This window comes from Maritimimonas sp. 2405UD52-3, from assembly GCF_056591715.1.
Window position 1 is genome coordinate 143,223 of the sequence record NZ_JBWQOL010000003.1, and the last position, 19,426, is coordinate 162,648.

Here is a 19,426-nt window from a genome sequence, read left to right on the forward strand (position 1 = left end):
AAGTTAAGAAATATGTTCTATTAGTAGTTTTGAAATTTGCTTTGCTTTATTCAAGATCATAACATGAGTTCCGCCTTGAATTGTAATGCAATTCTTTATATGCTTTATAGGGAAAACCCCATCATCTGTTCCGTGAATATGGACAATATTTTCTAAAGGTTTTTCTTGTTTCCAATGTAATACATTGTAGATAGCCCAGGGCAAATAAGTTTCATCTCGCATGGACATATACATTTTATAAAGTTCTACTCGTTTTTTTGCAAAGTCACCAAAAGCATATTTCGAAAAATTTTCAAGACTATTGATTGATTTAGTAGGAAATAACTTGTATGCTCTTGTAGCTCGGGTCACTTTCATCCGTTTTGGCATTTCTGCATATGACTTAAAGCTAGATATAATAATGGTTTTCCTTGTTTTAATAAGTTTGCTCATTTCTTGTACCATGATTCCCCCAAATGAAACTCCGATCAATACCGGATTTTCATGTATAATCCTATTACACATACGTTGAGCGTAATGTTCAATATTCTCATTAACTGATTCTGGTACGAGCCAATCTAAATAATGAATCTCAAACAGCTCATCTGGTAATTCTAAGTATTCGAAAATTTTAATGCTGGCTCCTAAACCAGGAACGAAATAAATAGGTATTTTATTTGTCATTAGGCTAAAACAGGCTCTTTTACAAAGTTAAATCGTACCAAACCATCAGTGTCAATTTCTGTAAGCTCTATTTTATGAAGTGTATTTACTAATTCAGGATTCCATGGTGCTTTTACCTTGATGTAATTTTCGGTAAAACCATGAATATATCCTTCTTTATTTTCTCCTTCAAAAAGTACAGTCAATTCATTGTCTAATTGACTTTCATAAAATGCGCGCCTTTTTTTAACAGATAAGCCACGTAGCATTTTACTACGCTTATGGCGTATATTTTTTGGTATTACACCATCCATATGTATAGCTTCTGTGTTTGGACGCTCAGAATAGGTAAACACATGTAAATAAGAAATGTCAAGATCATTCAAATAATTGTAAGTCTCTAAAAATAATTCATCAGTTTCACCAGGAAAGCCCACAATTACATCAACACCAATACATGCATTTGGCATTACCTCTCTGATTTTAGCTACACGATCTGTGTATACTTTCCGCAAGTAACGCCGCTTCATTTTTTTAAGTAACGCGTCGCTTCCACTTTGCAGTGGTATATGAAAATGAGGTACAAAACTATTTGAGACTGCTACAAAATTGATAGTTTCATTGTTTAAAAGATTAGGTTCAATAGACGAAATTCGTAGTCTATGTATACCTTTTACCTTATCTAACGCTTGAACCAACTCAAAAAAGGTATGTTCATGTTTTTTATTTCCAAACTCTCCCTTACCATAGTCACCAATATTCACTCCTGTCAATACTATTTCTTTAATACCTTTTTCTGAGATCTCTTTGGCATTTTTTAAAACATTTTCTAAGGTGTCACTTCTTGAGATGCCTCGAGCTAAAGGAATTGTACAATAGGTACATTTATAATCACAACCATCCTGTACTTTTAAAAATGCACGTGTCCTGTCTCCAATTGAGTAAGAGCCTACATAAAAATCGGCTTCAGAAATTTCACATGAATGAACTTCTCCAATATCATTCTTTGTAAGGTCATTTAAATAACTGGTAATATTAAATTTTTCTGTGGCTCCTAGCACCAAATCAACACCATCTATAGCAGCTAGCTCTTCCGGCTTTAGTTGAGCATAACAACCTATGGCAATCAAAAATGAATTTTCGTTCTGTTTTAAAGCTGATTTCACAACAGTTTTAAAACGTTTATCGGCATTATCAGTAACAGAACATGTATTAATTACATAAATGTCAGCCTTTTCTTCAAAACCTACACGATTAAAGCCTTCACTTTCAAAATTTCGAGCTATCGTTGAGGTTTCAGAGAAATTAAGTTTGCATCCTAAAGTGTAAAAAGCAACTTTTTTTTGTGCACTCATTACTGTACATTTACAGAACACAAAAGTACGGTTTTAGTAGAAATGAATCTAATTTTTGAAACAGAAAACTTTATTATAAGAAAGCTTGAATTAGCTGACTTTGAGCCTTTTCATGAAATGCAGGGAAATGAGAATGTTATGCGTTTTGTAAGAATAAAAGCTATGACTTATGAGGAAGATAAAGAAGAATTGCAGAGGCTTATAAATTCATATGAAAAAGCCGACAATTCTTTGTGGATTTATGCTGTTGAACATAAAGAAACCAACACTTTTGTAGGTACGGTTGCCTTGATTAAAGGAGTAGATCATAATGAGGCTAAACCACCAACAGAAGAGGTTCTTAATATTCAGGTTGATAAATGTGAGATTGGCTACAGATTATTAGAAAAATATTGGGGTAGAGGTTATGCTAAAGAGATAGCTAAAGGTTTGGTTAGTTTTTGTAAGGGCTTAGGATTTACAAGATTGATTGCTTACGTTGCAAAAGAGAATATAGCTTCTATGAAAGTTATAAAACGATTGAGTTTTAGATATGTGAACGATTATATTGATGAAGAACTAAAAATATCCGAAGAAAAATTCATTTTGAACCTATGATAGCAAATACACCAAAACCACCTTATTATGCTGTTATTTTTTCTACACTGAGAACAGAGATAGATGAAGGATATCTGGAGACGGCTCATAGAATGGAAGAGCTGGCTAAACTGCAAGAAGGCTATTTAGGAATTGAGTCCGTTAGAGAAGAATTGGGGATTACAGTTTCATATTGGTCAAGTTTAGAGGCAATCACCAAATGGAAAAACAATGCAGAGCATACTATTGCAAGAGAAATGGGAAGAAAAAAATGGTATGCAGTCTATAAATTGCGCATTTGTAAAGTAGAACGAGATTGCAACTTTAAAAAATAACGTATGTACGCTCAATTGAGTAAAATGCTTTCTAATTTTTTGAGTAAAAAAGACATATTTAGATATGGTTTTAATATTTCACCTATGTATAGACGCTCAACAGGTAAACTATATTTTGTGTCTGATGATCTTTTAACCGTAAAAATTAGAATCCCGTTGAGTATCAAGAATCGAAATTATGTAGGATCTATTTTTGGAGGTAGTTTATTTTCAGCTACTGATCCTATTTATATGGTACAGTTGATTAACATTTTGGAGAGCGCATATGTTGTCTGGGATAAAGCTGCTGAAATTAAATATAAGCGACCTGCTAAAGAAACAGCATATGCTGATTTTAGTTTTACCCAAAATGAAATTCAACAAATAAAAAAAGATGTTGCTGAAAAGGGTGAAATTGATCTCATAAAAGAATTGAATGTTACAAACAAAGATGGTTCTGTAGTGTTCTGTGAACTTGTAAAAACAATATACATTGCAGATAAGGCATTTTATAAAGAGAAAAGAAAAAATAAACGAACTTCTTAAATCTCAAATTTCAATCCCGATAATCATCAGGATCAAATGCAAGAGTTTGATATTGGGATTTGTATTTTACTTATTGATAATCATTGTTTCTTGTTCTAAGAAGGAATCCTCTTTTGATGATTCTCAGGTCTTTCGTTATAATGAGCACTCTAATATTAGTTCACTTGACCCGGCCTTTGCCAAAAAACAGGCAGATATATGGGCAGTAAATCAATTATATAATGGATTGGTTCAGCTAGATGATAGTCTACATGTTCAGCCTGATATTGCCAAAAGTTGGCAAATTTCTGAAGATGGAAAAACCTATTCATTTACATTAAGAAATAATGTTCAGTTTCATAAGCATCGTTTGTTCGGTAAAGATTCTACAAGAATGGTTAAGGCTTCTGATTTTGAATATTCTTTTAAAAGGCTTTTAGACAAAAATGTGGCTTCACCAGGAGGTTGGGTATTACAAAACGTTGCTGATTTTAAGGCTGAAAATGATACTACGTTTTCCATTAATTTAAAAAAACCATTTCCACCGTTTTTGGGATTACTATCTATGAAGTATTGTTCGGTTGTACCAAAAGAAATCGTTGAACATTACGGAAATGAGTATCGGTCAAATCCAATTGGTACAGGTCCGTTTCAATTTAAAATGTGGGTAGAGAATACAAAGTTAGTATACAGAAAGAATCCTTATTATTATGAAAAGGATGTGAATGGAAACAAGTTGCCTTTTTTGGAAGCTGTAGCTATCACTTTTTTACCGGATAAACAAAGCGAGTTCCTACAATTAGTACAAGGTAATATAGATTTTTTATCAGGATTAGACGCATCTTATAAAGATGATGTATTGACAACGGATGGGCAATTGAGAAACAGATATAAAGATCAATTAGATTTAATAACAGGCTCCTATTTAAATACTGAATATTTAGGATTAATGATGGATACAGAACCAAGTTACCCTACCTCAAATCATTTATTAAGACAGGCTATTAACTATGGATTTGATCGTGAGAAAATGATATTGTATATGCGTAACGGAATAGGCACCCCGGCTATAAATGGTTTTATACCCAAAGGTCTACCTTCCTTTAACAAATTAAAAGGATATGATTACAATCCTGCTAAAGCGAAAGAGCTTGTAGATCAATTCAAACAGGAAACTGGAAATCAAAATCCTGAAATTACTATCACAACGAATAGTCAATATTTAGATCTCTGCGAATATATTCAGCGTGAGTTAGAGAAGCTAGGAATGAAAGTGAATGTAGATGTGATTCCGCCTTCTACGTTGCGCCAGTCAAAGGCTACAGGAAAACTCCCTATTTTTAGAGCCAGCTGGATTGCTGATTATCCTGATGCCGAGAATTATCTATCCTTATTTTACAGCAAGAACTTTGCGCCTAATGGTCCTAATTATACGCATTTTAAAAACGAAAAGTTCGATATGTTATATGAAGAAGCTTTCGTAACTGTTGATAATAATAAGCGTTACGAATTATATCAGAAAATGGATAGCATAATTATAGCAGATGCTCCAGTAGTACCTTTGTATTATGATGCTGTAGTTCGGTTTTCACAGAAAAACGTAAAAGATTTAGGTATTAATCCTATTAATTTATTGAATTTAAAACGAGTTACTAAAGAGAAATAGTAGCCATAATTGGGTAATGATCTGAGTACTTCACCTTATAATTTTTATGCTGATTCACTTTTAATCTTTCATCAACAAAAATATAATCTATCCGCATAGGAAATCCCTTAAAACTATAGGTTTTACCAAAACCTTTCCCAGCCTCTAAAAAAGTATCACTCATGTTGCCCTTCAAATTTTTATATGACCATGAATATGCATTGTTATTCATATCACCAGCAAGAATCACTTTATGTTTGCACTTTTGAATTTCAGTTAAAAGATCATTAACTTGCACCTCTTGCATTTCAAATGAATAATTTAAGCGCTTTATTAGATTTTTAGAACTAGAATGTCCAAAATAATCTTCTTCAGGCACCACTCCTAAGGACTTTAAATGAAAAGTATATAATCTAAGCGTGTCATTGTTTTTAATAATGTCAACAAAAATAGATCTATTAGGATGCCTTTTTAATTTTAAACTACCTGAATTTATAATTGGATATTTTGAAAATATAGCTACATTAGATGTAGAAGTAAAACTAAATGGAAGTTTTATTTTAAAATTTTCATCTTCCTTAAACTCTTGTAACATTAAAATATCAGGATTTTCTTTATTAATAAAATCTTGTATTTTGAGCGTAATATTTTCATCTTTAATCCACTCATAAATATTAAACTTTCTCACATTATAACTCATAATAGAAAGCTGGTCTGCAGTTTCGTCATTAGAATTTGAGTCAAACTTATATATAGGTGAAGAAAAAAAATAACCTAATAATAAGGCTATGAAAGATAATAAGAATTGCTTCTTGAAACCTATAGCAATCCAGTAACAAGCAAAAAATAAATTTACAATAATTAAAAGTGGAACAGCAAGTCCAACTAAAGGTAGAAATGAGAATGTTGTTGGCTTTAGTTTAGGTACAATTAAAGATGCTATCAATAATATGGCAGCAAGGTTATTTATTAAGAAGATGATCTTATTAAAAAAAGATAGTTTCTTCATAAAAATTTGTAGGATATTATTTTTTTCCAACTGAAAATAAGAAATCTTTTTCTTCTTGTGTTAATGTTTCATAACCAGATTTACTAATCTTGTCTAAGATAGTGTCAATTTTTCGTTGTTCCTCATTTTTATCTTTTGAAAGTGTAGGGTTTCTTTTTTTATAAACAGTTCTTAAAGGTTTTTCTCTTTTTAGTTTTGTAGATTTAGAAAATATTGAGCTTAGGCTTTTTCCATCATTAAATTGATTTGTTAACAGAAAGCCTACTAATGCACCCCCGAAATGAGCTAGTCTACCACCAGTGTTACCCAGAGGTATTTGAACTATGTCTAATATTATGAACCCTACAGCTATATACCACAATTTTATTGAGCCAATAAACCTAAAATTAAGGGCATAATTAGGTACTTTAGTTGCGAGTCCAACTAAAATAGCTGTTACCCCAGCTGAAGCACCAACCAAATATGAAGTATCGTTTTTAAGCGCAGGAAAATAATTATAACTCAACATAAAAACAATGCCTCCTGAAATAATTCCGAAAAAATAATAAGTAAGAAACTGCTCTTTAGAGAAGAAATCTAAGAAGATGATTCCAACATAATAAAGCAGTAACAGATTAAATAAGATATGCCAAAAGCCACCATGTAAAAAACCATAGGTTATGATAGACCATGGTTGCGATAGAAAATCGCCAAAATTAGCAGGGAGTGAAAACCAGTTAAATAGTACTCTGCTATCAGAATTCATTAAAAATGATAGAGCATCTATAGTATAAGAAATTAAGAAAACGGCAATGGTAATGTAAATAATTTGTTGTACTACATTTGCAGTTTTTAATCTATACTGTATTTGATCTATAAAGCTCAATTGCAACCTATTTTTTATTTATCCCAACGCTGAAATTGATTTTGTTTCCAGTAGAGCATAATTAAAAAGCCAATTAATGCGCCACCAATATGAGCAAAGTGAGCGATATTGCCAACAGAATATTTGGTGAAACCAAAAAATAAGTCTCCAAACACAATTAATGGAATAAAATATTTAGCAGCTATGGGTACCGGGAAAAAAATCAAAGCCAATTTGGCATTCGGAAAATTCATGCCGAAAGCCACTAAAACGCCATATACAGCTCCTGATGCACCAACGGCCACAGCTTCATAATCTTGAAAATAATAGTTAGCTAGTGTATAAATTAAAGCTGCTCCCAGACCTGCTGAAAAATAGAAAAAGAAAAATTTATTGCGTCCCCACATTTGCTCTAAAGGAGACCCAAAGGCCCATAAAGCGTACATGTTAAAAATGATATGCATAGTACTACCATGCATAAACATATGCGAAACATACTGCCAGGGTTTAAAAAAGTCACTAGTTGGATAAAACAAAGCAAAAAGTTCAAACATTTTATCCTGCATATCAGGAATAAAATAAGTAGCTGCATAAAACAGCACATTAATAATCAATAAATGCTTTATAGCTTCGGTTAATTTTCCCATATGGGTTTGATTAATTATTAAATTTTAGTTCAATTTCATCTCTTGAGAAGGTGGTAAAGGTATTTTTACCATAGGGAGAATGGTTTGGTTCTTTACATGAAAACAATTGTTCAATGAGTTCTTCCTGTTCTCTGGTTGACAATTTAACTCCGTTTTTTATAGCCAGGCTTTTTGCCAGGCTTTTTGCCAGAATATCTAATTGACTGAAACTTGACTCAGGAATTTCATGACGTAAATTTTCTAATAATTCTTCTAGAATGGTTTTAATTTCATTCTCTTTAATTAGCATTGGTATTCCTTTAATTACTATACTGTCAGAAACGATACTGTCAAATTGAAAACCTACACTTTCAAGATCTGACCTCATATTTTTGATTAAATCTGTTTCAAGAGATGTAAAATTAACTTCTATTGGAAATAATAATTGTTGACTAGCCGATTCATCTAGTGTTATTTTGGTCAAGAATTCTTCATAAAGAATACGTTGATGTGCTAAATGCTGGTCTATCAATACAAAGCCAGATTTAATAACACTTAGTATATATTTTTGATGTATTTGAAATGTCTTGGCATTAGCACTTAAAGACTGTTCATCAAATAGTTCCTTAGTTACTTCTTGTGCTTCTACTTCTATATGTTCCACAGCCAATGCATCATCTTTTACATTTACATAAAGAGAATCCCACTTAGATTCTTGTTGTTTTCTTTTTATGGAATGCCGACCTTTCTCTACTTCAAAAGGATTGAAAGAAGGGTCTACTGATACTTTTGGCGTAGGAGCTTGTTTATTCTTAAAATCATAAGGAACATCTAAATTGGCATCTTTATTAAAATCTAATACAGGAGCCACATTATACTGCCCTAAGCTATGTTTTACTGTTGAGCGTAAAATAGCATAGATTGCTTTTTCATTTTCAAACTTAACTTCTGTTTTTGTAGGATGTATATTAATATCAATAGTATTATTGGGTACTTCTAAAAATAAGAAATATGAAGGATGATACCCTTGAGCAATTAGGCCATCATAGGCATTTAACACAGCATGATGAAAATAACCATGCTTAATAAAACGGTTATTGGTAAAAAAGAATTGTTCGCCTCTTTTTTTCTTTGCATAGTTTGGTTTTCCGATAAAACCAGAAATTTTAACTAAATCTGTTTCTTCTTCTATAGGTACCAATTTTTCATTGACTTTTGATCCAAAAATACCTACAATACGTTGTTTTAAATTACCTTCTTTTAAATTAAAAAGCTCACCATCATTATGGTATAGAGCAAATGTAATTTGAGGATGCGCCATGGCTACACGATGAAATTCATCAATGATATGTCGCATTTCAATGGTGTTAGATTTTAAGAAATTACGCCTAGCAGGAATATTATAGAACAAGTGCTTCACTGCTATGCTTGTTCCTGGAGGAGTGTTCACAAGGTTTTGTGAAATGATCTTGCTTCCTTCCAGTTTAATTTGTACCCCTAGTTCATTATTTTCGGGTTTGGTTTTTAATTCTATATGAGAAATAGCAACAATAGAAGCTAAAGCCTCACCTCTGAACCCTTTGGTAGATAAATTAAATAGATCTTCAGCCGTTTGTATCTTTGACGTAGCATGACGTTCAAAAGCCATTCTAGCATCTGTTTCGCTCATGCCAATACCATTGTCAATAACTTGAATTAACGATTTGCCAGCATCTTTAATAAGCAATTTTATTTCTGTTGCTCTGGCGTCAATGGCATTTTCTAACAATTCCTTCACAACAGAAGAAGGACGCTGAACTACTTCTCCTGCCGCAATCTGGTTTGCAACATGGTCTGGTAACAGTTGAATGATGTCTGGCATTATTTTTTTAAGAAAATTGAAATGTCAAAATCTATAAGGTATAAGAAGATCAAGGTAAGAATTATGGCAATAATAAATATTTTTTTACTGGTGCCTTCAGAATCTTTTTTCTTAAAATCTTCAACGGCATCAACAAATTTACCTTTTAGATTCTTTTTTTGTGTTGTGGTTCTAAACTCATCAAATTTATGTTTGATCTCAAACGGATTTCCTTCCCCTTTATAATATCTGGGTTTGTATTCAAATCTTTTTGGTGTTCGCTTAAAAATGCCCATAGTAAAGAGTTTTTATGGATAAATCCACAATAATCAAACCAATGTTGATGCTAATTCAAAAGTATCAAAATAAAGGAGTTTAGTCAAGTTTTGTGTATAAGTAGCTTGTTAAAACTATCTTAATGTTGCCATTTTTATAGCAGCTATGGCACACTCTACGCCTTTATTACCTAGCTTTCCTCCAGAACGTTCTATTGATTGTTGCTTATTATTGTCTGTAAGTACACAGAAAATAGTAGGAGAATCATAGAGTATGTTCAAGTCTTTAATTCCTTGTGAAACAGCATCGCAAACAAAATCGAAATGTTTTGTTTCTCCTTGAATAACACATCCAATAGCTATTATAGCATCAAATTTATCTCTTTTTAAGAGATGCTTTGAACCATAAATTAATTCATAACTGCCGGGCACATTAATACGCTCTATTTTATCTTCAAAAGCTCCACAAGCTATTAAAGTTTCATGAGCGCCTTTATATAGATTTTCGGTAATGTCAGTATTCCATTCAGAAACAACTATCCCAAATCGAAGGTCTTTCGCATTTGGGATTGTAGCTTTATCGTATTCTGATAGGTTGGTTGTAGCCATTATGACTTCTATTGTTGTGCTAACTTAGCTTTGTTGATGTACATCAAGATGTCAGTAGCTTCGTCAGACTTAGGATATTCTTCTTTAATTCTGGTAAATAACTTTTCGGCTTTTTCAAATTGTTGTAAGTCAAGTGCAGTGTTGCCTGCCTTTAATAGGTATAGAGGCGTTGTAAATCCGTTACTTTTAAATGCTGCAGCTTTCTCATAATATTCTAAGGCTTCTTCTGGTTGATTAATATCCGCAAAAGCATCACCAATATTCCCTAAAGCTAACCCTCCTAATAACTCATCATCTGTTGAAAAATTACCAAGGTACTCAATAGCGCTTTCATAATCATTCATTCTTAAATAAGAAATTCCGGCCATATATTTTGCTAAATTTCCGGCATTTGTACTTCCGTAGTTATCAATAATATCTAACAAACCATATTTACCATCTGTGCCATTTAATGCTAAATTATATAAAGAATCCTGAGCGACAGTTGCAGCCTGAGCCTGATCAAAAAACCTTTTCGGATATGCCAATTCATCAGCGGCTTCAATCTCTTTAGGCTCTTTTATGTATTTATTATAACCTAAATAACCAAAAATGATTGCAGCAACAATCAATAATCCACCAAATAGTATTTTACTATTCTTTTCTACCCATTGTTCTGATTTAGAAGCAGTTTCATCTAAAGTGTTAAACACTTCTGCAGTAGTACTTTCAGCTTCAATAGCAGTTTGTTGCTGTTTTTTCGTGCCTTTTCCTTTCTTCTTATAAGTTGCCATTCGTCTTTTAAATTTTGGATGCGCAAAATTATAATTTTTTATTGAAAAGCGGTCTTATATTTTGATCTAAATTTCGTTTTTTTGTAGTCTTACTCCCTCCGCATATGCATTTAAAAAAGATAGCTCTGGTTAATTATAAGAATTTTGATTCAGTTGAGTTTGAATTTGACCAAAATATTAACTGTCTTGTTGGTAACAATGGAGTAGGTAAAACCAATGTTTTAGATGCTGTTTATCATTTAGCACATGCAAAAGGCTACTTCAATAGTATTGCCGTACAAAATATAAAACATAACAAAGATTTTTTCTTGGTTGATGGCGTTTTTGAAAAAGAAAAAAGGGAAGAGCATATTAGTTGCAGTCTGAAGCGAGGACAAAAAAAGGTTGTAAAGAGAAATGGTAAACAATATGAAAAAATATCTGAGCATATTGGTTTGATTCCTGTAGTAATTATCTCTCCAGCTGACACTAATTTGATTTCTGAGGGCAGTGATGTACGCAGAAAATTTATGGATGGTGTAATTTCGCAGTCGGACAAATTATACCTGCAAAATTTATTAAATTATAATAAAATACTCTCACAACGAAACTCTTTATTAAAATATTTTGCTTTAAATCATACCTTTGATGCACTTAATTTAAGTATTTACAATGAAAAGCTTGTAGCTTATGGATTGCAAATACATCAAAAAAGAAAAGAATTTTTAGAAGATTTTATTCCAATTTTTAAAAAAAAGTATGCACATCTCTCTGGCGCTAACGAAAGTGTAAATATAAACTATAAGTCGCATCTTGAGGAAAGCAGTTTTAAGGAGCTGTTAAAAAATAGTTTAGAAAAAGATAGAATTTTACAGTATACATCGGTGGGAATTCATAAAGATGACTTGTTATATACTATAGAGAGTCATGTTATTAAGAAATTTGGTTCACAAGGACAGCAAAAATCATATTTAATTGCATTGAAATTAGCACAGTTTGACCTGATCAATAGTCAGTTAAAAACGAAACCAATCTTGTTGTTGGATGATATTTTTGATAAATTAGATGCTTCAAGAGTTGAAAAGTTGATTGATTTAGTAAATGAAGATACTTTTGGACAAGTTTTTATATCTGATACACATTCAGATAGAACTGAGCGAGTAGTTAAGAAAACAAATCAAACATACAAATTGTTTAGGCTATCATGATGAAAAAGCGAAAGAATGATTTTACATCTGTAGGTGAAAGCCTAAATGAAATGATAGATTCTTATAAGTTAAGACAAGGAATTGATAATGTGTTGGTTAAAGAGGCTTGGGGGGAGGTAATGGGTAATGGAGTAATGAGTTATACCAATGAAATTGTATTAAAAAAAGATACGCTTATAATAAAGCTTTCATCTTCTGCGTTACGAGAAGAGTTAAGTTATGGAAAAGAAAAGATCATTACTATGCTCAATAACCATCTTCAAAAAACGGTTATAAATAGTATTAAACTGTTATGATAAACAGTTAGAATTTATATATTTGCATATTAACGAAAAAGGAAATTAAAGGGATAATATAACTACTTACATGATGAAAAAATTACTATGTACGCTACTATTTTCTATTGTTTCAATAGGTTTAGTTCAGGCTCAAACTCAAATATATGGTACTTTAAGTGGCGGAACCCCACTTGATCAAATTGATGCATCAGACAATTCAACTACAATAAATGTACCTTCTGTTGCTGAGGGTACAGATTTTGGTGTTCAATCCTTAGGGTCTACTACAACCAATACATTTGTTTTTACTAGTAGTGTAACAAATTCAGGTTTATTGATTGGATTAGGAAATATTACTGGTACTGACGCAGATCAATTTTCTGTTAGTTCGGCAAATCCAAGTAGCATTATCCCTGCAACGGCGGGAGCAACGTCAACTTTTACTGTTGATTTTATACCTACCTCAGGGGGCACAAAAACCGCAATTATTGAATTGATTGTTAATAATTTTCCTCCTTCTGCACCTGAATCTTACTTTTTTGAAGTCATAGGAGAAGTTGGAGCTGCAAGTCCTAGTATACAAGTCTTTGGTGATGATAGTGTTGAAATACCTAACAATACTTTTGGACCTTCTCCAGGAGATAACACACATTATGGAGACGTTGTTGTAGGTAATAATTTAGCACGTTCTTTTACCATTTCAAATGAAAATGGTAGTTCAGATTTGATAGTTACCGGCATCACTGGTTTATTGAGTCAAACTGATTTCACTGTTCAATTACCTACTGGTTTTTCTTTTCCTGTTACAATACCTGCTGGTTCTACTTTTGATTTTGACATAATATTTGGTCCGACATCTGTAGCAAGCATTAATGAATTTATTCAAATTAGTAACAATGATGTTGATTTCTTTTTTGAGGTTCTTGGTGTTGGAGTACCTATTTCTCCTTTGATGGAGGTATTTGGTAATAGTAATTTAATTTCAAGTGGAGATGTTACGCCGTCTTTGACTGATTTTACAATATTTGAAGATGCTGATATTAGTGGTTCAGGTAGCACAAGAACATATACGATTTCAAACCAACAGGGCACTGATGAATTAATTTTGACAAGTTTAAGTCCTATTATTAGAATTACTGGAGTTGATGCCGCTGATTTTAGTGTAACCGTTAACCCTTCGACACCTATTCCAGCTGGTGGATCCGATATGTTTACTATAACATTTAATCCATCTACTATAGGTACAAAAACTGCGGTTGTAGAAATTGATAATAATAGTGCAACTGATCCTTATACATTTACTATACAAGGTGAAGCTACTGACTTTACTGTTGGTTTAGACAATCAGTTAATTATTTCACAATATTATGAAGGCCTTACTGTTAATGATAATTGGTTAGAGATAAAAAATGTTTCTACGCAGGCCTCAATTGGTGGTTTTTACAATTTAGCTGTATTTTTAGATTCAAATGCCACTATTGATGGCGATATTGAAAGTGATCCACCAGATGTTGCGGTGTCGATTCCTTCAATTCCTGCAGGAGGAGTTTTAGTTTACAGAAGAAATTCAAGCGCTTCATTACCTTCAAGTTCAAATCTTGGGTCGGCAACTATTATAGATTCTGATGTATGTCAATTTAACGGAGATGATGTTATTGTAATCTCTAGGGCGACAGGAGGGTTGAGTGCCACATATGTGAATAGAGTTGATATCGTTGGTGTTGTTGGTCAATCATCTACAGTTGATTGGGGAACCAATATCTCCTTTGTAAAAGGATGTGGTACAGATGAAGTACCAGCTTCTGTATATGACCCAACTAATAGAAATTTTGATGCAGACCAATTTATTGACTTAACATTGGATGAGGTAAATAATGCTGAACCTGAGATGAATATCGCCATAGGGACTCAAGTTTCTGGAAGCACTACATGGGCTGCAGCAGTATGGAGCAATGGCACGGCTGATAGAACAAGACAAGTTTTTATCGATGATTCTTATACCAATGCAAATGGATCACTTTCTGCCTGTGATCTTACAATAAACGCAGGTGTTTCTGTAAATTTAGATAGCAATGGATCTGGTTCTAATTTTGTTTTGGTAGATGGAAATTTGAATATTAATGGTTCAATGACTATAGGTGATACCGAAGCCTTGGTGATGACCGAAGAGGCAATTGTATCTTCAGGACAAATTACTAAAATAGAAAGAACTACACCTTTAAATGATTTTAGAGATCTAACATATTGGTCATCTCCGGTGTCTACAACAATTGAAGCTGCTTTTGTAAATCCTACACCAGGGGTTGATCCAAATAGAATTTTTCAATGGGAATTACCTGATACAGGAGTTCAGGGAAATCCAGATGATGGTACTAATGGTTCTTGGCAGGTAGCATCTGGTTCTATGCAAGCAGGTAGAGGCTATGTTGCACAAGCGCCTAATACCATTACTGCTGGACAACAATATCAAGTGAATTTTGCAGGTACGCCTAATAATGGAACTGTTTCAGTACCTGTTGGTGCCAACTTAGATAATGCAAGTGATTTTGGCGGATTTAATATCGTTGGAAACCCTTATCCATCTGCTATAGATATAGACTTATTTTTAAGGAGTCAAGCAAATATACCTATCAATAATGGTAATGATGTTACAACAGATGCTACTGTTTGGTTTTGGACACATGCTACACCACCTGATGCTAACGGCAATTTTGATGGTGCTGATTATGTTACTTATAATTTAGTAGGTGGGGTTGGTAGTGGTAGTACACCAAATGTTACCAATATAGTTGGTTCAGGACAAGGTTTTTTAATACGCGCTTTTATTGCTGGTAGTGTTAATTTTACAAATGAAATGAGAGTTGTAGATGGACAGAATAACACGCAGTTTTTTAAATCTAATAATAAGAATATTGTTGAGAAAGATAGAGTTTGGTTAGATATGACAAGTTCCAACGGAGATTTTAATCAATTACTAATTGGTTTTATGGAAGATGGAACAGATGGTTTTGATATTGGTTATGACGGATTAAAATATGGATTTTCAGGTGTTAGTTTTTACTCATTAATGGATGACAAAACCTCGCTTGCAATTCAAGGTTTTGGTCCATTTAATAATACTAAAGAAGTTGCTTTAGGGTTTTATTCTTCAGTTGATGGACCATTAAAAATCTCAATACATAATGTTGAAGGTTTGTTAGCTAATCAGGATATTTTTCTTGTTGATAATGAATTAGGAGTTATTCATAACCTGAAAGAAAGTGATTATGAGTTTGTAGCAGAATCAGGAGATTCTTCAAAAGAACGTTTTGTATTGAAATTTAATAGCGGAGTGTTAAGTACGGATGATATAGATATAAATGAAACTTTCGTTGTGTATAATGATCAGGATGCTTTAAAAGTAAAGTCTAACCAAGAAGTTATTGAATTAAAAGCATATGATGTATCTGGTAGATTGTTAGTTAACATAGAACCAAATGCTATTGAATTCAGCTTGCCAAATTCTATTAAAGCTGGAACGATACTTATTGTTAAAGCAAAGCTAAAAGATGGTGTTATTATTAATAGAAAAGCAATAAGATACTAGAAGCTAAAATTGATATAACAAAAAAGCTCTTGAAATTTCAAGAGCTTTTTTGTTTTTGTATAAATGCATGAGCATGTTAAGTACTAAAACATTTCTCTGCCAGAAAAATGGAAAGCACATTCTATAGCCGCATTCTCATCGCTATCTGAACCATGAATTGCATTTTCACCTATAGAAGCAGCGTATAATTTTCTAATGGTACCTTCAGCAGCTTCAGCTGGATTCGTAGCGCCTATTAAAGCTCTAAAATCTTCAACAGCATTATCTTTTTCTAAAACAGCGGCCACAATAGGACCTCTAGTCATATATTGAACAAGCTCACCAAAAAAGGGTCTTTCACTATGAATAGCGTAAAAAGCCTTTGCATCTCTTTGAGTCATTTGCGTTAATTTCATCGCCACAATTCTAAAACCTGCTGCGTTTATTTTTTCTAAAATTGCTCCTATATTACCTTTTTCTACTGAATCAGGTTTAAGCATTGTAAAAGTTCTATTTCCCATTCGTAATTAAATTTTCAATAATGAGCCGCAAAAGTACAGTTTTTAATGTTAATTACAAGCTAAGATTAACTCATTGATCTTTTATGATTTCGACTCGATCAAAACGTTACAACATGATAATAATATTGAGACTATTGTATTAAATTGTATATTCGCAAGCAATGGAAAAAGAGGAGATTAAAGAAATTAAGGCTATACTGGCTTCCCCAAAAAAGATTGTTATTATACCTCACAGAAATCCTGATGGAGATGCTTATGGTTCTAGTTTAGCTTTATACCACTATCTTAAAAAAATAAATCATGAGGTTTCTGTGGTATCTCCAAATGACTGTCCTGAATTTCTAAAATGGATGCCAGGTGAAGATCAGATATTGATTTTTGAGGAAAATGTTTCTAAAGCTTCGCAGGTATTGCAAAATGCTCAACTCATTTTTACATTAGATTTTAATGCATTGCATAGAGTAGGTGAGGCAATGTACAACGTACTTAAAGATCTTAATGTAGATTATATAATGATAGATCATCATGAGCAACCCGATGCATATGCTAAGTTCACATATTCTGATCCGTCTAAAGCTTCAACTAGTGAATTGATTTATTATTTTCTAGAGGTGCTAAATGCTTCTAGTTTAATTGACATAGATATGGCGTCTTGCTTATACGCTGGTATTGTAACTGATACGGGCTCCTTTAAATATCATGCCACCTCTGAAGCTACACATCAAATTATTTCTGATCTAATGGAAATAGGCATTGATCATACAAGGATACATAATGATCTGTTTGATACCAATTCTTATGACAGGCTGCAGTTATTGGGAGTAGCTTTAAAAAATTTAAAAGTTGTTGCCGAGTGCAATACTGCTTACATTACCTTATCACAGCGAGAACTGAACTCAGTAAATTTTAAAAAAGGAGATACAGAAGGATTTGTAAATTATGGATTGTCATTAAAAGGGGTGTTCTTTTCAGTTATTTTTATTGAGGACCAAAAGCAAGGAATCATTAAGATGTCATTAAGATCTAAAGGAACATTTTCCGTAAATAAATTTGCAAGAACACATTTTAATGGAGGGGGGCATAACAATGCAGCTGGAGGAAGGAGTGAAGACTCTTTAAAAAATACAATTGATAAATTTTTAAAAATACTCCCTCAATACAAACAAGAATTAAATACATCCTATGAATTATAAAGTATTTTTAATTTTAGTACTGATTATGTGTATTGGTTGTGCCAAGCCAGTACCCAGAAAGCCTGTAGTACAAAAGACTTCAACGTTTTTAAATGAATCTATTGAACGAAACAGAGTTATGAATGAAGCAGAGGAACAAGCATTTTTAGACTTAATGAAAAAAGACACTACTATTAATTATATTCCTTCAGAAAACGGATTTTGGTATTATTATAATACAAAAGACTCTGCCAATACTATATTTCCTGTAAAAGGTGATGAAGTGATGTATAGCTATGAAATAAGAGATATTAATAATAATCTTTTGTACTCAAAAGATGAGTTAGGTGTTAGAAATTACTTGGTAGATAAACAAGAGTTAATTTCCGGTTTGCAAGATGGTTTAAAATTGATGAAGCAAGGAGAAGAAATAACCTTTTTTTTTCCATCGCACAAAGCCTATGGCTATTCAGGCTATAAAAAGATTGGAAGCAACCAACCACTGATTTATAAAGTTAAATTAAAACAAATCATTAAGCAGAGATGAACCGATCAATTACAGCTATACTTTTCTTTGTTGTTTTAATAAGCATTTGTTCTTGCAAGACAACTAAATATAAAGATTTAACAGATGGATTGTATGCGGATGTAGAAACCGTAAAGGGAGATATTTTAGTGGCGTTAGATTATGAGAAGGTACCTATTACAACAGCAAATTTTGTTACGCTCGCTGAAGGCACAAATGTGTATGTTTCAGAAAAGTTTAAAGGAAAGCCATTTTATAATGGTCTAACATTTCATAGAGTGGTATCAGATTTTATGATTCAAGGCGGTGACCCTAATGCAAATGGGACTGGAAGCCCGGGATATAAATTTGAAAATGAACATCCTCTGAAGGCTGACAGTACGCACTTATATTCTTTCGACAAAGCTGGTGTATTGGCAATGGCCAATGCAGGTAGAGATACAAATGGCAGTCAGTTTTTCATTACTCATGTTGAATACCCCAGTATAAATGGTGGTTATTCTATTTTTGGACAAGTAAAAAAAGGACAAAATGTTGTTGATAGTATTGCAGTAGGTGATAAAATAAATACTGTAAAAATTATAAGAGTTGGTAAGAAAGCTAAAGAGTTTAATGCTCCTTTTGTCTTTAGTGAGTATTTTAAGAAATTAGAAGTAAAAGAGAAGAAAAGACAGGCGCAAATTGCCAAAGCAAAAGCTGATTTTCTAAAAGCTGTTAAAGAGAATAAAATAAAAGCAAAAGAGCTTTCTTCAGGTTTAAAAATGTATATTACCAAAGAAGGGACTGGTATAAAACCAAAAATGGGTACTATGGTAAGAATAAATTATGCAGGTTATTTTACTGATGGTAATTTATTTGATACTAGTTATAAAGAATTAGCTGAAAAGTTTGATAAATACAGTGACCGCAAAGAGAAAATGGGTGCTTATAATCCGTTTACCATGGTGTATAGTACAGAAGCTGGTTTAGTGCCAGGATTCAGAGAAGGAATGCTTAATATGAACTATGGTGATAAAGCTATGCTATTTATTCCTTCGCATTTAGGTTATGGTAAAGAAGGTTCAGGCCCAATACCACCTAATACAGACCTGATCTTTGAAGTAGAGATTGTTGATGAAAGTCAGGACATAGAATAAGAAAAAAG

At 32.7% G+C, this 19,426-nt stretch carries 20 protein-coding genes; 10 read left to right on the forward strand and 10 right to left on the reverse strand.

Annotation, left to right across the window (positions count from 1 at the left end; all coding sequences use genetic code 11):
• Positions 1-3: 3 nt before the first annotated feature.
• Together AC1EU5_RS08535 and mtaB are read right to left on the reverse strand one after the other, a co-directional pair.
• Complete coding sequence (locus AC1EU5_RS08535; RefSeq protein WP_480191957.1) at positions 4-663, reverse strand: alpha/beta hydrolase family protein; 660 nt, start codon at positions 661-663, stop codon at positions 4-6.
• Entirely contained in the window at positions 663-1,997 is a 1,335-nt protein-coding gene (mtaB, locus tag AC1EU5_RS08540; RefSeq protein WP_480191958.1) for a tRNA (N(6)-L-threonylcarbamoyladenosine(37)-C(2))-methylthiotransferase MtaB, read from the reverse strand. The genes AC1EU5_RS08535 and mtaB overlap by 1 nt, the downstream gene beginning before the upstream one ends.
• A gap of 42 nt (positions 1,998-2,039) precedes the next feature.
• On the opposite strand from mtaB, the gene AC1EU5_RS08545 reads away from it, so the two are divergent.
• From AC1EU5_RS08545 to AC1EU5_RS08560, 4 genes are read left to right on the forward strand one after another with little or no spacing between them, the layout of a single operon-like run.
• Positions 2,040-2,594 carry a GNAT family N-acetyltransferase gene (locus tag AC1EU5_RS08545; protein WP_480191959.1) on the forward strand — a complete coding sequence of 185 codons (555 nt, stop codon included), beginning with the start codon at positions 2,040-2,042 and terminating at the stop codon, positions 2,592-2,594.
• Entirely contained in the window at positions 2,591-2,908 is a 318-nt protein-coding gene (locus tag AC1EU5_RS08550; RefSeq protein ID WP_480191960.1) for an antibiotic biosynthesis monooxygenase family protein, read from the forward strand. Before AC1EU5_RS08545 ends, AC1EU5_RS08550 begins: the two co-directional genes overlap by 4 nt.
• Before the next feature lie 3 nt (positions 2,909-2,911).
• On the forward strand, positions 2,912-3,433 hold the full coding sequence (locus AC1EU5_RS08555; protein ID WP_480191961.1) for a DUF4442 domain-containing protein: 522 nt from the start codon (positions 2,912-2,914) through the stop codon (positions 3,431-3,433).
• Positions 3,434-3,485: 52 nt separating this feature from the next.
• Complete coding sequence (locus AC1EU5_RS08560) at positions 3,486-5,078, forward strand: ABC transporter substrate-binding protein (RefSeq protein WP_480191962.1); 1,593 nt, start codon at positions 3,486-3,488, stop codon at positions 5,076-5,078.
• On the opposite strand, the gene AC1EU5_RS08565 is transcribed toward AC1EU5_RS08560, so the two are convergent.
• From AC1EU5_RS08565 to AC1EU5_RS08595, 7 genes are all read right to left on the reverse strand, one after another.
• A complete protein-coding gene (locus AC1EU5_RS08565; RefSeq protein WP_480191963.1) occupies positions 5,065-6,066 on the reverse strand; it encodes an endonuclease/exonuclease/phosphatase family protein in 1,002 nt (333 codons plus the stop codon). The two genes, AC1EU5_RS08560 and AC1EU5_RS08565, sit on opposite strands and share 14 nt — an antisense overlap.
• Positions 6,067-6,082: 16 nt before the next feature.
• Positions 6,083-6,931, reverse strand: a complete 849-nt coding sequence (locus AC1EU5_RS08570) for a rhomboid family intramembrane serine protease (protein WP_480191964.1) — start codon at positions 6,929-6,931, stop codon at positions 6,083-6,085.
• 14 nt (positions 6,932-6,945) lie between these two features.
• A complete protein-coding gene (locus AC1EU5_RS08575) occupies positions 6,946-7,557 on the reverse strand; it encodes a rhomboid family intramembrane serine protease (protein ID WP_480191965.1) in 612 nt (203 codons plus the stop codon).
• 10 nt (positions 7,558-7,567) lie between these two features.
• Entirely contained in the window at positions 7,568-9,397 is a 1,830-nt protein-coding gene (gene mutL / locus AC1EU5_RS08580) for a DNA mismatch repair endonuclease MutL (protein ID WP_480191966.1), read from the reverse strand.
• Positions 9,397-9,672: a riboflavin synthase subunit beta gene (locus tag AC1EU5_RS08585; protein WP_480191967.1), complete on the reverse strand. Its 276-nt coding sequence runs from the start codon at positions 9,670-9,672 to the stop codon at positions 9,397-9,399. The genes mutL and AC1EU5_RS08585 overlap by 1 nt, the downstream gene beginning before the upstream one ends.
• Positions 9,673-9,786: 114 nt before the next feature.
• Complete coding sequence (gene ribH, locus AC1EU5_RS08590; RefSeq protein WP_480191968.1) at positions 9,787-10,260, reverse strand: 6,7-dimethyl-8-ribityllumazine synthase; 474 nt, start codon at positions 10,258-10,260, stop codon at positions 9,787-9,789.
• An 8-nt stretch (positions 10,261-10,268) separates the two neighbouring features.
• Complete coding sequence (locus tag AC1EU5_RS08595; RefSeq protein WP_480191969.1) at positions 10,269-11,033, reverse strand: tetratricopeptide repeat protein; 765 nt, start codon at positions 11,031-11,033, stop codon at positions 10,269-10,271.
• Between the two features lie 104 nt (positions 11,034-11,137).
• Between AC1EU5_RS08595 and recF the strand changes: the two genes are divergently transcribed.
• The 3 genes from recF to AC1EU5_RS08610 all read left to right on the forward strand — a co-directional run bounded on the left by recF (position 11,138) and on the right by AC1EU5_RS08610 (position 16,084).
• A complete protein-coding gene (gene recF, locus AC1EU5_RS08600; RefSeq protein ID WP_480191970.1) occupies positions 11,138-12,220 on the forward strand; it encodes a DNA replication/repair protein RecF in 1,083 nt (360 codons plus the stop codon).
• Positions 12,217-12,516, forward strand: a complete 300-nt coding sequence (locus AC1EU5_RS08605) for a DciA family protein (RefSeq protein ID WP_480191971.1) — start codon at positions 12,217-12,219, stop codon at positions 12,514-12,516. Before recF ends, AC1EU5_RS08605 begins: the two co-directional genes overlap by 4 nt.
• 73 nt (positions 12,517-12,589) lie before the next feature.
• Positions 12,590-16,084: a choice-of-anchor D domain-containing protein gene (locus AC1EU5_RS08610; protein WP_480191972.1), complete on the forward strand. Its 3,495-nt coding sequence runs from the start codon at positions 12,590-12,592 to the stop codon at positions 16,082-16,084.
• A gap of 83 nt (positions 16,085-16,167) precedes the next feature.
• On the opposite strand, the gene AC1EU5_RS08615 is transcribed toward AC1EU5_RS08610, so the two are convergent.
• Complete coding sequence (locus AC1EU5_RS08615) at positions 16,168-16,584, reverse strand: nucleoside-diphosphate kinase (protein ID WP_480191973.1); 417 nt, start codon at positions 16,582-16,584, stop codon at positions 16,168-16,170.
• Between the two features lie 161 nt (positions 16,585-16,745).
• On the opposite strand from AC1EU5_RS08615, the gene AC1EU5_RS08620 reads away from it, so the two are divergent.
• The 3 genes from AC1EU5_RS08620 to AC1EU5_RS08630 are packed head-to-tail and all read left to right on the forward strand — an operon-like array spanning position 16,746 to position 19,418.
• On the forward strand, positions 16,746-17,777 hold the full coding sequence (locus AC1EU5_RS08620; protein ID WP_480191974.1) for a DHH family phosphoesterase: 1,032 nt from the start codon (positions 16,746-16,748) through the stop codon (positions 17,775-17,777).
• Complete coding sequence (gldI, locus tag AC1EU5_RS08625; RefSeq protein WP_480191975.1) at positions 17,767-18,303, forward strand: gliding motility-associated peptidyl-prolyl isomerase GldI; 537 nt, start codon at positions 17,767-17,769, stop codon at positions 18,301-18,303. The genes AC1EU5_RS08620 and gldI overlap by 11 nt, the downstream gene beginning before the upstream one ends.
• Positions 18,300-19,418, forward strand: a complete 1,119-nt coding sequence (locus AC1EU5_RS08630) for a peptidylprolyl isomerase (protein ID WP_480191976.1) — start codon at positions 18,300-18,302, stop codon at positions 19,416-19,418. The genes gldI and AC1EU5_RS08630 overlap by 4 nt, the downstream gene beginning before the upstream one ends.
• The last annotated feature ends 8 nt before the right edge of the window (positions 19,419-19,426 follow it).

Bases quoted from the DNA above. Each gene is read 5' to 3' on its own strand.
- AC1EU5_RS08605 (WP_480191971.1), top strand. From the start codon at position 12,217: ATGATGAAAAAGCGAAAGAATGATTTTACATCTGTAGGTGAAAGCCTA.
- mtaB (WP_480191958.1), bottom strand. From the start codon at position 1,997: ATGAGTGCACAAAAAAAAGTTGCTTTTTACACTTTAGGATGCAAACTT.
- gldI (WP_480191975.1), top strand. From the start codon at position 17,767: ATGAATTATAAAGTATTTTTAATTTTAGTACTGATTATGTGTATTGGT.
- AC1EU5_RS08585 (WP_480191967.1), bottom strand. From the start codon at position 9,672: ATGGGCATTTTTAAGCGAACACCAAAAAGATTTGAATACAAACCCAGA.
- AC1EU5_RS08610 (WP_480191972.1), top strand. From the start codon at position 12,590: ATGAAAAAATTACTATGTACGCTACTATTTTCTATTGTTTCAATAGGT.
- AC1EU5_RS08575 (WP_480191965.1), bottom strand. From the start codon at position 7,557: ATGGGAAAATTAACCGAAGCTATAAAGCATTTATTGATTATTAATGTG.
- recF (WP_480191970.1), top strand. From the start codon at position 11,138: ATGCATTTAAAAAAGATAGCTCTGGTTAATTATAAGAATTTTGATTCA.
- ribH (WP_480191968.1), bottom strand. From the start codon at position 10,260: ATGGCTACAACCAACCTATCAGAATACGATAAAGCTACAATCCCAAAT.
- AC1EU5_RS08535 (WP_480191957.1), bottom strand. From the start codon at position 663: ATGACAAATAAAATACCTATTTATTTCGTTCCTGGTTTAGGAGCCAGC.
- AC1EU5_RS08620 (WP_480191974.1), top strand. From the start codon at position 16,746: ATGGAAAAAGAGGAGATTAAAGAAATTAAGGCTATACTGGCTTCCCCA.
- AC1EU5_RS08630 (WP_480191976.1), top strand. From the start codon at position 18,300: ATGAACCGATCAATTACAGCTATACTTTTCTTTGTTGTTTTAATAAGC.
- AC1EU5_RS08555 (WP_480191961.1), top strand. From the start codon at position 2,912: ATGTACGCTCAATTGAGTAAAATGCTTTCTAATTTTTTGAGTAAAAAA.
- AC1EU5_RS08550 (WP_480191960.1), top strand. From the start codon at position 2,591: ATGATAGCAAATACACCAAAACCACCTTATTATGCTGTTATTTTTTCT.
- mutL (WP_480191966.1), bottom strand. From the start codon at position 9,397: ATGCCAGACATCATTCAACTGTTACCAGACCATGTTGCAAACCAGATT.
- AC1EU5_RS08565 (WP_480191963.1), bottom strand. From the start codon at position 6,066: ATGAAGAAACTATCTTTTTTTAATAAGATCATCTTCTTAATAAATAAC.
- AC1EU5_RS08545 (WP_480191959.1), top strand. From the start codon at position 2,040: ATGAATCTAATTTTTGAAACAGAAAACTTTATTATAAGAAAGCTTGAA.
- AC1EU5_RS08615 (WP_480191973.1), bottom strand. From the start codon at position 16,584: ATGGGAAATAGAACTTTTACAATGCTTAAACCTGATTCAGTAGAAAAA.
- AC1EU5_RS08595 (WP_480191969.1), bottom strand. From the start codon at position 11,033: ATGGCAACTTATAAGAAGAAAGGAAAAGGCACGAAAAAACAGCAACAA.